We start from the raw sequence: 14,340 nt of genomic DNA, 5'->3' as shown, positions 1-14,340 counted from the left end.
CCACGGCACGGGCGACGGGCATCCGACCACGGTCGTATGCCCGCGGTCGGACGCGGCGGCGCGGCACGTCCGCCACCGTGGAGCGGAGCCGCCCACCCCCTTCCCTCACCAGGAGGGCGGCGCGCGGATCCCATGAAGAGATCACCGAAGGACCAAGTGAAGGAGTCGACATGACAGCCCGTCACAGCTTGCTCGTCGGGACGCTCACCGCCGTGCTGACCGCCGGTGCGCTCGCCGCCACCACCCCGGCGGCTCAGGCCGCCCCGCCGAACCGCTCCGCCCCGCCCGCGGCGACCGCTCCCGCACCGATCCGGCTCTCCCTGCCCGCGCCCACCGGCCCGCACCCCGTCGGCACCACCGCGCTGCACCTCGTCGACCCGCGACGCACCGACCTGTGGGCGCCCACCCCTCGCCCCCGGGAGCTGATGGCGCAGGTCTGGTACCCGGCCGCCGCCTGCGGCTCGTCCGGTCTGCCGCGCGCGCCCTGGACGGGGGCCGCCGAACAGGCCCGGCTGGAAAGCGACTTCCTGGGCATCACCACCCCGGGCCGCCTCGTCTGGCCGCTCACCCACTCCCTCGTGGACGCGCCCGCCGACCACACCGGTCGTCACCCGGTCGTGCTGTACTCGCCCGGCTCGCGCGGCGACCGCTCCTTCGGCACGACGGAGGCCGAGGACCTCGCCTCGCGCGGGTACGTGGTCGTCGGGATCGACCACACCTTCGACGCCGGAGAGGTGCGCTTCCCCGACGGGCGGTTGGAGGTCCGCAACACCCCCGCCGTGCACGCCATGACCGACGAGGAGATCGTCGCCTACCGCACCGCCGACACCCGGTTCGTCCTGGACCGGCTCACCGACCTCGCGGCCGGCACCAACCCCGACGCCGGGCACCGGGAGCTGCCGTCCGGCCTAGGCCCGGCCCTCGACCTCACCGCCGTCGGCATGCTGGGCCACTCCATGGGCGGCGCCACCGCCGTCCAGACCCTGCACGACGATGCGCGCGTCCTCGCCGCCACCACCCTGGACGGCCCGGTCTTCGGCACCTCGGCCACCGACGGCGTGGACCGCCCGCTGCTGCTGCTCGGCGCCTCCGACGTCCGCCCCGCCCGCGACGCGATGTGGGACGCCCTCTGGCCCCGGCTCACCTCCTGGCGCCGACAGCTCACCCTGAGCGGCTCCGGCCACCTCTCCTTCAGCGACTTCGCGGTGCTGCTGCCCGCCGCCCGCCCGGTCCTCACCTGGCCCGCCGAGCAGCTCGACCAGGTCCTCGGCACCATCGACGGCACCCGCGCCGGCACGGTCCAACGCGCCTACCTCGCCGCCTTCTTCGACCTCCACCTGCGCCACCGCCCGACCACCCTCTTCGACCGCCCCTCCCCGCTCTTCCCCGAGATCACCCACCGCCGCTGACCTTGGTCGTGAGGACCGGACCGGGGTCGGATATTCGGTGTTCCGCCTGCCCATGAAGGCACAAGATGGTGCGCATGACTCTGGCCACCCCCACACTGGACACCGCTCGCCTGCGACTGCGCCCCTTCACCGACGCCGACGCGGACTCCCTCTTCGCGCTGCACAGCAGCACCTACGTGATGCGCTACTGGGACTCCCCGCCGTGGCACGAACAGGCCCGCGCCGAGCGCTTCATCGCGATGTGCCGGACGAAGGCACCGGGGCGCGGGTGGCCATCGACCGTGCTTCCGACGGGGTATTCGTCGGCTGGTGCGGTCTGACCGGATGGAACCCGGACTACCGCAGCGCGTCGTTGGGCTACTGCCTCGACGAGGCGATGTGGGGCCACGGCTTCGCGACGGAGACCGCGCAGGCCGTGCTGCGGTGGGCATTCGACACGCTGGACCTGAATCGGGTGCAGGCCGAGACCGATACGCGCAACGTGGCGTCTGCCCGGGTCCTGGAGAAGGTCGGATTCGTGCGTGAAGGGACGTTGCGGGAAGACTGCGTCGTGAACGGCGAAGTATCCGACTCGTGGGTGTTCGGGTTGATCAGGCGGGAGTGGCGGCCGTCTGCTGTGCCGATTCCAGCCCACGAAGCGCGGCGTTAGTCCGTTTCTCGTACGGCCCGCACCCGGCGCACCGGGTGCGGGCTCCGCACCAAGGGGCGTCAGCTTTCCATGAGAAGGATGTCCTTCAATCCGCTCAGGCTGTCGATCCGGTGAGTTGCCTGGGAGAAGTCGTCAGCTTTCGTGAACTCGTTGCGGACGATGGCGCAGTCGATACCGGCGGCCACCGCCGAGGTGAGTCCCCTGGCTGAATCCTCCACGACCAGGGTCTCTTGCGCGGTGGCGCCGAAGCGTTTCAGTCCGGCCAGGTACGGTTCCGGGTTCGGCTTGGCCAGTTCGTAGTCCTCGCGCACAAGGACGAAATCCATGAACTGCCTGATCTGGCGCTTCTCGTGGATGATGTCGAAGTCGGCCCGCTTCGCGGTCGTCACGATGGCCATCCGGGCATACGTCGACAGTTCGGCGAGGGTGTCGACGACGCAGTCGATCTCGATGGCCTCGGTCCGCAAGTACTCCTGGTAGTAGCCGTTACGGGTCTCGCGAACCCGGACGAGGGTCCGGTCGTCGATGCCGGCTGCCCTGGCCTGGGCCCAAGAGCCCGCCCCCCGGGCCGTGTCCCGGAGGTAATGATCCTTGTCCAGCGTGAAACCGGCCTCCGCCAGGGCGCGTTCTGCGGATCTGAAATACCAGAACTCGGTGTCGACCAGGACACCGTCATGATCGAAGAGTATGTACTTCTTCACGACATCATTACCTTCCTAGCGGCCGCGACGGGCCGGCGTGCCCCCGCGGATCGTACCGTCGCCAGCCGGCCTCGATCAGCTGGAGCGGTTCGCGGAACCGGTACATCCCAGCTCCCACCCTGGATGTGACGGAGCATCACGGGTCGTCGGACTTAACCGTGCCCACCAGGCACGGTTACGTTCGAAGACCCGGTATCCCCCGCTCATGCCGGCTTCGCCGCACTGTGCCTGAGCCGAGGCTGTCGAAGGCTCCCACGCCCGCGCGACGGCGGTACCGTAGCGGGGGTGGCGGTGCTGGTGACCGCTTGCTCGTCGCCCCAGGTCTCGGGTTCGAAGCCGGACGATGACGACATGCTAAGCCTTGATCGCTGCGGCCGACCTGGCGGCCTGCTCGATCTTCGCGCAGTGGGCCGCACGGGCTTCCTGGTCGATCTGCTTCTCGTGTTCGGCGCGCAATCCGGTCCGGCCGTCGAGGCCCTCGCGCAGGATGTCGGCGTGCCCGGCATGCCGGATGGACTCGCCGAGGACATGGACCATGATGGCGAACAGGTTCGTGTTGGGACGAGGCTCCGGCCACCACGGCACGTGGCCGGGGGCGTCGAGGGGAAGCTCGTTGATCGTCGCGTCCGAGTGTTCCCACGTGCGCCGGTAGAACCCGATGATCTGATCGCGGGTCTCGTCCTCGGTCGCCCACTGATCGCTGCCGTTGGAGTCCTGCCACCGGGGCAGCGGTTCCGGGGAAGGGCGGTCGAAGACCTCGCCGAAGTACCTGGCCTCGACGGTGGCCACGTGTTTGACCAGGCCGAGGAGGTTGGTCCCGGTCGCTGTCAGAGGTCGGCGGGCGTCGTATTCGGACAAGCCGTCGAGCTTCCAGAGCAGCGCCGTGCGGTCCCGCCGCAGTCTCCCGTGCAGGTTGTCCTTCGCGAATTCATCGATCATGCGGCATGAGCCTGCCATGGGCTGCTCGCGGCCTCAAGATCCCGTACCTGGTCCGTAACGACTGGCAGAGCCGAGGCCTGGCCATGGCCGCCGCCCTGCCCTCATCGATCTTGTCCGACCGGCGCGCGGCGTCGGGTGCCCAGCGGGATCGGCCGGACCGCCCTGGCCGGCTATGCCCCGCACCGGCGGCCCCGGAAGGTCGGCAGGTGGGGGTGCCGGTGTCGGATGCGTCGGTCGGAGGCAGGCGGCGACGGTGCCAAGACCGGCCGAGGCCCTGGTGTGCGAGGTGGCGGCCCGGCAGGCTAGGTTGCTCGGGTGAGTCTTCTTGATGATGTGGCCGAGCGCGACGGCTGGCGATGCTGGGTGTGCGACGAGTCGGTCGACCCCGACAAGTCGGTGAACGACCCGCGGGGGCCCAGCGTTGACAGCCGGACCGCCGACCGGAAGGCCAAGGTCGCCGAGCGGCTCGCGCACCGCGGGTGCAACACCCGCAAGGGCGCGGTCAAGGTGGTCATCGCCTGGCCGGAGCGCCTGTACGTGGTCGAACCCGCGCCGCTGATCACCGTTGCCGCCAGGCTGGAGCGCAAGGGGGGCCGCGAGATGGTGGGCCGTTGTCCGACCAGGAAGGACGCCCAGGAGGCGGCGGACTGGCTGGTGGACCGGTTCTCCCGACTGGTACCGGGGCTGCCGGTGACCGCCGATGTCGAGGCGGGCGGCGGCCAGTTCCTCGTCATCCTGTCCACCGGCCGCCGCTGACCGGGGATCACCGGCGCACACTCGCGTCGAGCCGTACCTCGACTACGGACACGACCCTGTTTCGGTCGCACCGTGCACGACCTCTAAGGTGCCCGCCTACCTCCCGGTAGGCGCCGGTCGACAGGGGCGTGGTGGACCAGTGGTGGCCGCGGGCGTTCAGCCCGGCCTCCGGGCTGGTCGGTGCCGAGCGGCCCGGAGGCCGGACACGTGTGATCCTGCCGTCCGCTATCCGAGTGCGAGCATCGCCTCGGTGATCTCGCCGACCGCCGTGTCGGGGATCGCGATGGCGGCCTCCTTGAGGACGAGCAGCCGTGCCCCGGGGATCTCGCGCGCGATCGCCTCGCCGTTGCCCACGGGGAAGAACGGGTTGCGGCGGCCGTGGACGACGAGGGTGGGGGCCTCGATCTCGGACAGGCGCTCGCGCCAGCGGGGTTTGCAGTCGAGCCTGGAGAACACCATGCCCATCTGGTTGGCCATCTGGACCGGGGGAGCGGTGCCGGGCGTGCGGTCCCAGATGCGGGCGGCGGTTGCCCGCGCGGCGACGGGGTCGTCGCCGAGGATCTGCGCGCCGGCGGCGGCGAACTCCGCGACCGCCTCGCGGTCGGTCCAATCGGGCAGCGGACGGGCGAACAGCCGACTCATCGTCGCCTGGTCGTGGTCTGGGAGGTCATCGTCGGGCGGGCCGGGGGCAACCGGGCGGGTGCCGACCAGGGTGAGTGCCGAGAACGCGTCGGGATGGTCGAGCACGGCCACCTGGGCGACCATCCCGCCGACGCCGATCCCCGCGAGGTGCGCGGGCCCCCCGCCGAGCGCGTCGGCGAGGGCCGCCGCGTCGGCGGCGAGGCCGCGCAGGGTGTAGGCGGGTGCCTGCGGATCCGTCGTCGTGGACTCCCCGCTGTCGCGCAGGTCGTAGCGCACCACGTGGCGCCCGCCGGCGGCGAGGCGCTCGCAGAGCGCGTCGGGCCAGGAGAGCATCGTCGTCCCGCCCACGAGCAGGACGAGCGGCGCGTCGTCGGCACCGAAGGACTCGATGCCCAAGGCGATCCCGTTGACGTCGACAGTGGTCATCGGATCACCGGTGGTCGCCGTTCCCGAGCCCGCGGTCGGGCGCGCTCATGTCGCCCGTCGCGGGCGTGCCGTCGGCGAGCCCGTAGCGCAGGTACACGGTGCCCTGCGGACCGGCCACGGGCGGTTCGAGGAGCGTGACGTTCGTGGGCACCGCGCCACCGTCGAACACCTTCTTCCCGACGCCGAGCACGATCGGGTGCACCCAGAGGTCGAGACGGTCGAAGAGCTTCTCCCGCAGGAGGGTCTGCACCAGGTTCAGGCTCCCGACGACCTTCACGTGCTCGTGCCGGTCACGGATCTCGCGCACCGCGGCGGCCAGGTCCGGGCCGAGCTGCGTGGACCCGGCCCACGGGAGGTCGGCCGTGCCGCGGGAGGCCACGTACTTCGGGACGCGGTTGAAGAGCTCCGCGATCTCGCCGTCCTTCTGGTGCGGCCAGTAGGCGGCGAAGAGGTCGTACGTCCGCCGGCCGAGCAGGAGGGCGTCCGTGCCCTCGTACGCGGCGAGGATCTGTGCTCCGGTGGTCTCGTTCAGCAGGGGCGCCTGCCAGCCGCCGAACGGGAACCCCACCGGGTCCTCGTCGGGGCCGCCGGGCGCCTGCCCGACGAGGTCGAGGGTCGCGAACAGCTCGATGTGGATGAGGCCCATGTCTGTACTCCCGATGAGTTGGCGGTCCAGTCGAAGATGTAGACCCGCCGGGGCCGGAAAACTCATCGCCACGCCGGTACCCGGTTTCCGAACCCGCCGACCGCCGCGCCCGGCAGACTCCCGCCCGGGCCGGGGCCCCGCGCCCGCACTCCCACCGGTACGAGGCGTTCCCCAGACACACCGCCTCCGCATTCGACGTCCTCGCCGACCTCCGCCCGACGGCGGAGGTCGGAGAACGGTTGGTGACCGGGCCGCTGTTGCTTCTGGCGCTCGGTGTGTCAGTTCGTGGTGGTCGCTGCCCGGGGCCCGTTGCCGTCCCGGCTGTTTGGCGCTCCCCAGAGGGCTCGCCGGCACCTGCCGGTGTTCGCCTGTGGGGCCGTCAGGCTTCGACGCCCGGTTGTCCGGCGGGCCCGGCCGCCGACGTCCACCACCTCACCGGCCCCGTGCCCGGTGCCGGTGGGGGGGTGGACGTCGGCGTCGCTGGCGGCCGGAGGGCGCGCCGGAGCGACCCCTGTCGCCTGGGCGGCTGGCCCAGGTCGGCCCAGGTCGGCCCAGGTCGGGCACGGCGGGCGGGGGCGACGTCAGGCGCGTGGGCCGGCGACGGAATTGACCCGGGGAGCCGCCACACCATATTTTGAACGCGTTCAATCTCATTGAGGGGGCATGGACATGGTTCAGCACGTCGGGCCTGGGGTGGCCGCGGCAGTCGGGGGATCGGCCGGGGGAGCGTTCGCCGTGTCCCCGGTGACGATGCGCGCCGGTGGCGGCGGCGCCGGTCGGCGCCGGCCGCAGCCGGGCAGGAGGAGGGAGCGCGGTCTCTGCTGCGACACCGTCCACTCCTTCACCGTGGCCCTGCTCGTCCTGCTGCCCGCGGCCTACCTGACGGTGTTCGAGCTGTCCGAGGGCTACCCCGGCGGGGACCCGGCGATGGTCCTCCTGTTCGTGCTGCCGCTCCTGCTCCTCCCCGTCGCCATCGGCGCCCGTGCCTGGGCCGATCACCGGCGGGTGGTACTGCGCTGGTTCGGGCGCGCCGTGGCGTACTACGCCGCGTACTTCATGGCCCCGCTGCTCCTGCTCCTCGGACTGGCCTCGCTGGCCTACACCGCGGCGCTCGGCGGCACCTGGGAGTCGGACTCCCTGCTGCTGGAGTCGCTCCAATTCATCGGCGCGGCCGCCCTGCTGTTCGGCGGCCCCGTCGTCGTCGCGTTGCTCATGGTGGCGCCGTGGGCGGCGCGAGGCCTGGATGCCCGCCCTGCTCTCGCCGTCCTCGCCAACCTCGCGCCGGCCTTCCTGGTCATGATCGGCGGCATTCCCGCCGTGACCGTCATCATCGTCCACCTGGTCTTCACCTGTCGGGTGATGCCTGCCGCCACCCGCCGGCGCTCCCACCCGGGCGCAAGCGCCGGCGGGCAACGGCAGGCAGACGCCGCCCCGACCAGCGGCGGTACCGGCGACCGGCCCTGACCGACCGGCCCTGACCGACCGGCCCGCCACCGGTCGGAGCCGGCTCGGAGTCCGGGGTAGGGGCCGGCTGGTGATGTCCGTGCTGCGCCTTCCCACCCCCGGCTTCGCCCCGCTTCTGTGACCGGCCCCGGCCGGCGGTCGCATGCCCCGCCTGGGCCGGTCCTTGTACCGGGCCGGGCCGGCCCGACCCGGCGGGGCAGGTTCCAGGATCCGGCCGTCCTGCTGCGGCCGTCCCGCACGCCCACTCCCGGCCCGGGATGGTCGGCGAAAACTTCTTCGGCCGCGTTGTCACATCCGAGGCGGGCGGCGGGTCAGTGGAGTGTCCGAGTAAATGCAACCAAGCGGGCGGAGCCCTTTCCGTCCGGCTTCCCTTCACACGAAACCGGGGTATCACCGTGTCTGTCGCCTACGTCGTCCTCGCCGTCGTCAGCGCCTTGTGGGTCGGGTTCTCCGGCGTGTCCCTGGCGCGTCGCGCGGAGTTCGTCACCCAGCCGCTCGTCGAGTACGGCGTGCCCCGCTCGTGGTGGACCGGGCTCGCACTCGCCAAGCTCGCCGGTGCCGCGGGCCTCCTGGTCGGCCTCGCCGTACCGGCCGTCGGTGTCGCCGCCGCGGTCGGCCTGATCCTGTACTTCCTCGGCGCGGTGGCCGCCAACGTGCGGGCCCGGTCGTACAAGACCGTGCCCTTCCCGCTCCTCTACCTCGCCCCCGTCGCGGTCACCCTCGCCCTCGGATTCGCCGCCTGACCGGCCTGATCCGCTGCGGGTCTACTCCCGGGCGTGCGTCGCGGGCGTGCGTGCGGTGGGGTTGCGCCTGGCCGGTGTGCCGGGGTCCGGCCCCTTCCGGGACCGGCTGCGCCGGCCCGCCGCCCGCCCGCCGGGCTGCGGCTGTGTCGCCCCCCCCGGGGGCCGGACCCGGGCAGGGCCGCGGTGGCCTGCCCGGTGTTTGTCCGAGCCCCGGGGTGTGACCTCGTTCGGCAGGCAGAGAGCGGGAGTCCCCGTGTTCCGGGTCCTCGGCCCCTGGGACTCCGGGGGTGTTCGCTCTCTCCGGTCGTCCGGGGCCTCTCGGGACCGTCAGGCCCGTCTGGGGGGGTGGCCGAGATGTCGGGGCGAATTGACGGAGGGTCGGGAATGGTGGCCGATTCCGTCCGCGTTCCGTTCTCGGATTCAGCGGGTGTTTCCTTCGGGAAGGGCCCGGTCGGGCGGCCCATGATTTCGGTGGCGGGAACGGCGGGGTTTCTGGCCGAGGGTCGGCGGTGGCCGCCGTCCCGGTCCGCTCGGCCCGGTCAGCCGTTGGCCTGCCCCGCCTCGCCTCGCCTCGCCTCGCCCTGCCCCGCTTCGCTCTGACCCGTCCGCTGCGCCCGGATAGTGCTCCGGCCGGGATGGTTCACCGGGTTGCCGCTCGGGGTGACGGCAATGTGCCGAAGGTGGAGGGTGGCAAAACCGGTTGCGAAAGCCACCAGCGCCTGAGACCGTGCGGGCTCCCACACCTGCCACGAGGCTCGGATGACGATCTACTTCTATGGCGCCGACGACGTCCCCTACGGCTGCTTCTCCAACTTCTCTGCGCACAGTCTGGACCTCGACGGGCATCTGTGGCCGACCTCGGAGCATTACTTCCAGGCCCAGAAGTTCATCGGCACCCGCCATGCCGATCTCATCCGTCGGGCTCGCACGCCGTTGCGTGCCGCCGAATTGGGCCGTGACCCCTCCAAACCGTTGCGGCGGGACTGGGAACGTGTCAAAGACGACGTGATGCGTCGTGCCGTGGCGACCAAGTTCCGAGCGTATGCGGACATCCGCGACATCCTGTTGTCCACCGCCGACGAAGAGATCGTCGAGGACACCACCACCGACCATTACTGGGGCCGCGGCAGGACCGGTACCGGCAAGAACATGCTCGGCCGGATCCTGATGCGCACCCGAAACCAACTCCGGGCAGAGGTCCACGGCAGAGGTCCAAGGAAGTGACGATCACTCCGGGGCATGCCCTGTGAACCGGATTCGCCCAGGACGCGTTGGTGGAGGTGAAGCAGAGGTGGACGTTGTGGTCGGCGGCCCAGCGGCGGACCTTCTTGCCGTTGTGGGCGGAGATCCGCAAACACGCCGCCTACCTGCGCAAGGCCCACGGCCACGGCGTACCGTCCAGGTCCGGTTCCTGTCGACCTACCTCGGCAACGGCGGTGTCCCCGGTCAGGGCCATCCCGACATCCTCCGCACCTGCCTGCCGGAGCTCCGGGCGGCCGTCGCCCTGCTGGGGCGCTCCGCGCAGCACCGCGAGGGCCTCGCGGCCTTCCGGCGCCTGCTCACGACGACCGAGCCGATCCTCGCCGTCGGGTCCTGAGCCGACTCCGCCGGCCTCGGCCCCGGCCCGCCGCTGCAGCTGCGCCCGGTGGTGTTCGGCGGCCCGGACGGTGCACGTGTTCGCGGCGCGGCCGGTTCCTCAGGCACGGGCGGCCGCACCGCGACGGTCTCGACGCGGTACGGCCGTTCGTTCCGATGCCAGGCGGGAAGGCGCCACTGTCAGGCGGACCTCGACGACATCACGTAGCCGGCCCTACCGTGAGCGGCCGCCGGAAGGGTCGCCTCGGTCGCGCCGTGCCTGCGTCACATCCGGGAGGTCTCACCTCGCGTGCAGCGAGCTGCCGCTGACGGTACGGGTGGTGCCGTTGGAGAGGGTGATGGTGGCCGTGTCGATGGCGCCGCCGCGTTGCGTGGCGCCGGGCCACCAGGCGGTCCAGCGGCCGTCCGCCACGGTGACCTGGAAGGTATGTCCGGCGCCCCGCATGGTGATCGCCTTGACGTCGGCCCCGACGGAGCCCTGCGCGTAGTTGAACGTGGTGTCCTCGTCACCGTGGGAGCCGCCCGTGTCGTACGTGACCGCATCGGGCGCCACGGTCTTCACCGGGTCGATCGCCTCCCACAGGCCGCTGGTCTGCGAGGCGACGTAGCAGAGCATGGCGTTGCCACCACGGTTGACGACCATGGAGGCGACCTTGCCCCGCAGGTCCGCGTTGGTGATCGTGACCGGCGACCCGGCGCCCGGGCCGGCGGTCATCCGGTCCAGGCACCACTTCTCGGCCGTGGCGCCCGGGCCCGTCGAGGCGGCCAGTGGCGTCGGGGCGTCGGTCCAACTGGCCAGTTCCGCAGAGCTCAGCGGCCCGTTGCCGCCGCCCCGTGAGGACTGCGTCGCGGCCACGGTGACGACCGCACCCACGACGAGCGCACCGGCGAGGGTGACGGCCAGCCGCCGCCGAAAGCGCGGCCCGGCGGGGGCCGGGGCGGGGACGGGGGTGGGGGTGTCGAGGTCGATCCGGCGCATCAGGCGCTCCCGGTGTAGGGCGTGGCGTCCCGCGGGGAGGTCGCGCTCGGCCGGCACGGGCGCCTGCCCGAGCAGTTCCGCGCGCTCGGCCTGATCCGGCCGCTGTCCGGCGTTCACTGGTGTACCTCCTTCGGGGACGGGGCCGCATTCGCCGGCCCACCCTGGATCTGGTTCCGGCCACGGCCGGGTTCCACCTTTTCGCGCTGCGCCCGGCGCTGGGCCGTCTCGGCGAGACGGTGCAGCCGGGCGCGGGCCCGGGACAGGCGTGAGCGCACGGTGCCCACCGGTATGCCCAGGGCCTCGGCGGCCTCCTGGTACTCCAGGCCCGCCCACACGCACAGGGCCAGCACCTCACGGTCCGGGCGGCGTAGGCGCGCCAGCGCCTGGTGCAGGACGGCGATCCGCGCCGCGTCGTCGATCCGCCCGGCCACCTCCTGCGCGAAGTCGGGTACGTCATCGCGTGCGCGCGGGAGCTGCGCCAGGACCTGCCGGTGCCGCCAGGCGGCCCGGCGTTGGTTGCTGACCAGTTTCGTGGCGATGCCCAGTAGCCAGGGCCGCAGCGACCCACCCTCCGAATCGACCCGGTCGTGCCGGCGCCAGGCCTCCAGGAACGTCAACGACATCACGTCCTCCGCCGTCGACCAGTTCCCGGTGAGCCGGAACACGTGGTTGTACACCGCGCGCGCATGCGTGTCGAAGAGCCGGCCGAACGCATCCCGGTTCCCGGCCCGCACCCGCGCGCGCACATCTTGATCTGAAGAGTCCACGTCCCCTATCTGGTGCCCCGCCCGCACCCGTTCCTATGACCTGCGTCACAGGAGATCGGACGGTCCGTCACGGTCCGTCGCCCTTCCGCTGTCCTTCCGTCGTCGTTCCGCCGGCAGGCCCCGTCGGTGCCGAGCGGTTGCCGCGGTCACGGTCGCCTCGGCGGACCCGGCTCGCTGTGCTGAGCACAACCGTGGCCCCTGGGCAGGCACCCGGGTGCTGCCCGGTCGGGAGGCTCGTCCGCTGAGGACGGCAGCGGGGTGTGGGGCTGTCGGAGTGTTCGTACGGCCAGCGTGATCATCCAGGCGGAGGCGAGGAGGCCGATGGCCCGTTGGGCGTACCCGCTGCCGTCGTGGCCGCCGAGTGCGAGGGAGGCCATCACGAGCAGGAGTTGCACCGAGCCGACCGCTTGGGAGGCCTGCGCGAATCCGGTCCAGCCGGGCAGGTGGCGGAAGGCCATGGTCAGCACGAGGGGGGCCATGGCCAGCAAGAGGATGGTGACGCCGCCGATCTCGTGGATCGTGCCGTGCCAGGAGGCGGTCCGTCGGGCGACGTCGCAGCCGTCGGCCGCGCGGCAGTCGAGCCGGAAGAGGGTGTCGAGGAGGTTGCCCAGGCCGAATCCGGAGAGGGCCAGCAGCCAGGCACCGGCGCGGCCGGCGCGACTGTCGCGCACGAGGAGGCGCAGCGCGGTGAGAGCGAACACGGCCGTGGCGACGCCGCAGACGGCCTGTCCGGTGAGTACGATCCACGGATGCCGGGCGGTCAGCGCGCCCAGGTCGCTGATGTCGTCGCGCCCCGGGTCGTAGCGCCCGTCCTGCACCGCCTGGCCGATGCCCCACCCGAGGGTGAACACCACGGGGCCGGCGACACCGAGCAGGGCGGCGAGGCGGCGGAGCCGTACCGAGGTCACTTCGTCGACGTGCACGGATCCTCCGCCGGCGGCCGTAGTGGTGGGCCGGGGCGGGATGGGGCCCCGGTGGGGAGTGGTCGGTGCTCGCGCGGGTCCTGGCCGGTTACCGGGGTGCGGCGAACCGCAGGATGCGGTCGGTCACCAGGTCCGGCCGGTCCATCGGGAGTGCGTGTCCCGCGCCGGGCACGATCTCGACCAGGGCGTCGGGCGCGCGGTCGGCGAGGCGTTCCGCGACCTGCCGGGCGTCGTGCAGGGCGCTTCGGGCGCCGAGCAGGAACTGTGCGGGCGTGCGCAGCCGGTGCAGGTCGTTGTCGGTGAACAGGGTGGCCGGGGGCAGTCGGCGCCGGTATCCGGCGGCCGGCAGTGCCAGGCTCATCAGTTCGCGCTCCAGCACGGTGTGGTTGGTGACCAGGCGTGCCAGGCGCGGACGCAGGGGGCGGGGGGCGAGTCCCGCGAGGGCGCCGGCGATCATCCAGCGGTAGAAGCGCGGGCCCGGGTGGGCGAAGCCGGCCGGGTCGAGCAGGGTGAGGGCGGCGATCCGCCCCGGGGTGTCGATCGCGTGGTTCAGGGCGAGCCAGCCTCCGTAGGAGCAGCCGACGAGGTGCGCCGACGTCACGTCGAGGGCGGTCAGGAGTTCTTCGAGCCAGGCGGCGCCGTCGTGACCGTCGCGCACCGGTGCCCGCTGGACGCTCGCGCCCGGCTCGCCGACCGGGTCGACGGTGATCACTTCGTGGTGGTCGCCGAGGGCGCGCACGTAGCGGTGCCACATGAGGGAGCTGCCGCCCGCCCCGGGCAGCAGCACGATCGGGCTGCCGTTGCCGTTGCCGCTGCGGTACACGCGGGTGGTGCCGAAGGTGGTGGGGGCGTCGACCGCCGTACGGGGCCCGGGCCACAGCTGGTCGAGAACGCGGTCGTAGGCCCCGAGGAATCCGGCCCTGGCGGCATCACTCCTGAACTGACCCATCGTCATGATACAGTCGTATCACAACATGGAGATGACGAACAATGCCCCCACGTGTCGACCACGAGCAGCGCCGGGACCAGATCGCGCAGGCGCTCCTGCGGATCGCGGACTCCCAGGGCCTCCAAGCAGCGAGCATGCGTGCCGTCGCCGCCGAGGCCGGAGTCTCGCTGCGCCTGGTCCAGTACTACTTCCACACCAAGGACGAGCTGCTCATGGATGCCCTGACGCGCCTCGGCGCGCAGCTCCAGGCCCGCATGCAGCAGTGGATCGCCGCGGCCGGCAGCCCGCCGACGCCGCGCAGTGTCGTGGCCGCGATCCTGTCGAGCATCCTGCCCACGGACGCCGACAGCCGCCGGATCACCCGGACCTACGCCGCGTACTACACGCTCGTCCTGAGCGACCCGAAGCTCGTCGAGCAGCACGGCACACCACAGCCCGACCTGCTCGAAGGGTTCCTGGCCAAGCAGATCCGCGCCGCGCAGCAGACCGGGGAGGTCAGCGCCGGCCGCGACCCGGAGTGGACGGCCGCCGGACTGCTCGCGCTGACCAACGGCCTGGGCTCCAGCGTCCTCGGCGGCCAGCGGACCGGTGAGGCGGCCCTCGCGATCCTCGCCCATCACCTCGACGAACTGTTCCAGCGGACAGCGGACACCAGGTGACAACGCCCGGCAGACCGCGGACACCTGGCGCACCGCCGCCCGCTGCGCCAGGTGTCCGACTGGCTGGAACGCACTCGCCCGGCGGCCCTCGG

Annotated in this window: 15 protein-coding genes and 1 pseudogene; 8 read left to right on the top strand and 8 right to left on the bottom strand. The window is 72.2% G+C overall.

Features of this window, described 5'->3' with window-relative positions; genetic code table 11:
• Positions 1-170 precede the first annotated feature (170 nt).
• Positions 171-1,409, top strand: coding sequence for an alpha/beta hydrolase family protein (locus ACFVYI_RS13830; RefSeq protein WP_387884646.1), 1,239 nt, complete (start codon positions 171-173; stop codon positions 1,407-1,409).
• Between the two features lie 65 nt (positions 1,410-1,474).
• Positions 1,475-2,058 (top strand): annotated as a pseudogene (locus tag ACFVYI_RS13825) (GNAT family N-acetyltransferase).
• A 59-nt stretch (positions 2,059-2,117) separates the two neighbouring features.
• Here the strand turns inward: ACFVYI_RS13825 and ACFVYI_RS13820 are convergent.
• Positions 2,118-2,759, bottom strand: a complete 642-nt coding sequence (locus ACFVYI_RS13820) for an HAD family hydrolase (protein ID WP_387884643.1) — start codon at positions 2,757-2,759, stop codon at positions 2,118-2,120.
• A 354-nt stretch (positions 2,760-3,113) separates the two neighbouring features.
• Positions 3,114-3,698: a DinB family protein gene (locus ACFVYI_RS13815; RefSeq protein WP_387884640.1), complete on the bottom strand. Its 585-nt coding sequence runs from the start codon at positions 3,696-3,698 to the stop codon at positions 3,114-3,116.
• A gap of 315 nt (positions 3,699-4,013) precedes the next feature.
• On the opposite strand from ACFVYI_RS13815, the gene ACFVYI_RS13810 reads away from it, so the two are divergent.
• Entirely contained in the window at positions 4,014-4,454 is a 441-nt protein-coding gene (locus ACFVYI_RS13810; RefSeq protein WP_387884638.1) for a hypothetical protein, read from the top strand.
• A 225-nt stretch (positions 4,455-4,679) separates the two neighbouring features.
• Here the strand turns inward: ACFVYI_RS13810 and ACFVYI_RS13805 are convergent, their stop codons facing one another.
• Both ACFVYI_RS13805 and ACFVYI_RS13800 read right to left on the bottom strand, forming a co-directional pair.
• The gene (locus ACFVYI_RS13805; protein ID WP_387884635.1) at positions 4,680-5,522 is read right to left on the bottom strand and encodes an alpha/beta fold hydrolase; all 843 of its coding nucleotides are present in this window, start codon (positions 5,520-5,522) and stop codon (positions 4,680-4,682) included.
• 4 nt (positions 5,523-5,526) lie between these two features.
• Entirely contained in the window at positions 5,527-6,168 is a 642-nt protein-coding gene (locus ACFVYI_RS13800) for a dihydrofolate reductase family protein (protein WP_387884632.1), read from the bottom strand.
• Between the two features lie 735 nt (positions 6,169-6,903).
• Between ACFVYI_RS13800 and ACFVYI_RS13795 the strand changes: the two genes are divergently transcribed.
• The 4 genes from ACFVYI_RS13795 (at position 6,904) to ACFVYI_RS13780 (ending at position 9,972) form a co-directional block, all read left to right on the top strand.
• Positions 6,904-7,632, top strand: coding sequence for a hypothetical protein (locus ACFVYI_RS13795; protein WP_387884629.1), 729 nt, complete (start codon positions 6,904-6,906; stop codon positions 7,630-7,632).
• Between the two features lie 395 nt (positions 7,633-8,027).
• Entirely contained in the window at positions 8,028-8,375 is a 348-nt protein-coding gene (locus ACFVYI_RS13790) for a DoxX family protein (RefSeq protein ID WP_387884626.1), read from the top strand.
• A gap of 759 nt (positions 8,376-9,134) precedes the next feature.
• On the top strand, positions 9,135-9,599 hold the full coding sequence (locus tag ACFVYI_RS13785; protein WP_387884624.1) for an NADAR family protein: 465 nt from the start codon (positions 9,135-9,137) through the stop codon (positions 9,597-9,599).
• A 67-nt stretch (positions 9,600-9,666) separates the two neighbouring features.
• Entirely contained in the window at positions 9,667-9,972 is a 306-nt protein-coding gene (locus ACFVYI_RS13780) for a hypothetical protein (RefSeq protein WP_387884622.1), read from the top strand.
• Between the two features lie 279 nt (positions 9,973-10,251).
• Here ACFVYI_RS13780 and ACFVYI_RS13775 read toward each other — a convergent pair whose 3' ends face one another.
• The 4 genes from ACFVYI_RS13775 to ACFVYI_RS13760 all read right to left on the bottom strand — a co-directional run bounded on the left by ACFVYI_RS13775 (position 10,252) and on the right by ACFVYI_RS13760 (position 13,595).
• A complete protein-coding gene (locus ACFVYI_RS13775) occupies positions 10,252-11,067 on the bottom strand; it encodes a hypothetical protein (protein WP_387884619.1) in 816 nt (271 codons plus the stop codon).
• A complete protein-coding gene (locus ACFVYI_RS13770) occupies positions 11,064-11,696 on the bottom strand; it encodes an RNA polymerase sigma factor (protein WP_387884825.1) in 633 nt (210 codons plus the stop codon). The genes ACFVYI_RS13775 and ACFVYI_RS13770 overlap by 4 nt, the downstream gene beginning before the upstream one ends.
• Positions 11,697-11,863: 167 nt before the next feature.
• The gene (locus tag ACFVYI_RS13765; RefSeq protein WP_387884617.1) at positions 11,864-12,640 is read right to left on the bottom strand and encodes a DUF998 domain-containing protein; all 777 of its coding nucleotides are present in this window, start codon (positions 12,638-12,640) and stop codon (positions 11,864-11,866) included.
• An 88-nt stretch (positions 12,641-12,728) separates the two neighbouring features.
• A complete protein-coding gene (locus ACFVYI_RS13760; RefSeq protein WP_387884614.1) occupies positions 12,729-13,595 on the bottom strand; it encodes an alpha/beta fold hydrolase in 867 nt (288 codons plus the stop codon).
• Positions 13,596-13,630: 35 nt separating this feature from the next.
• Between ACFVYI_RS13760 and ACFVYI_RS13755 the strand changes: the two genes are divergently transcribed.
• The gene (locus ACFVYI_RS13755) at positions 13,631-14,248 is read left to right on the top strand and encodes a TetR/AcrR family transcriptional regulator (protein ID WP_387884612.1); all 618 of its coding nucleotides are present in this window, start codon (positions 13,631-13,633) and stop codon (positions 14,246-14,248) included.
• The last annotated feature ends 92 nt before the right edge of the window (positions 14,249-14,340 follow it).

It is taken from the genome of Kitasatospora sp. NPDC058218, assembly GCF_042882445.1.
GTDB lineage: Bacteria > Actinomycetota > Actinomycetes > Streptomycetales > Streptomycetaceae > Kitasatospora.
The sequence above is the reverse complement of the archived record's forward strand: the minus strand, read 5'-3'. Positions and strand labels throughout refer to the sequence as shown.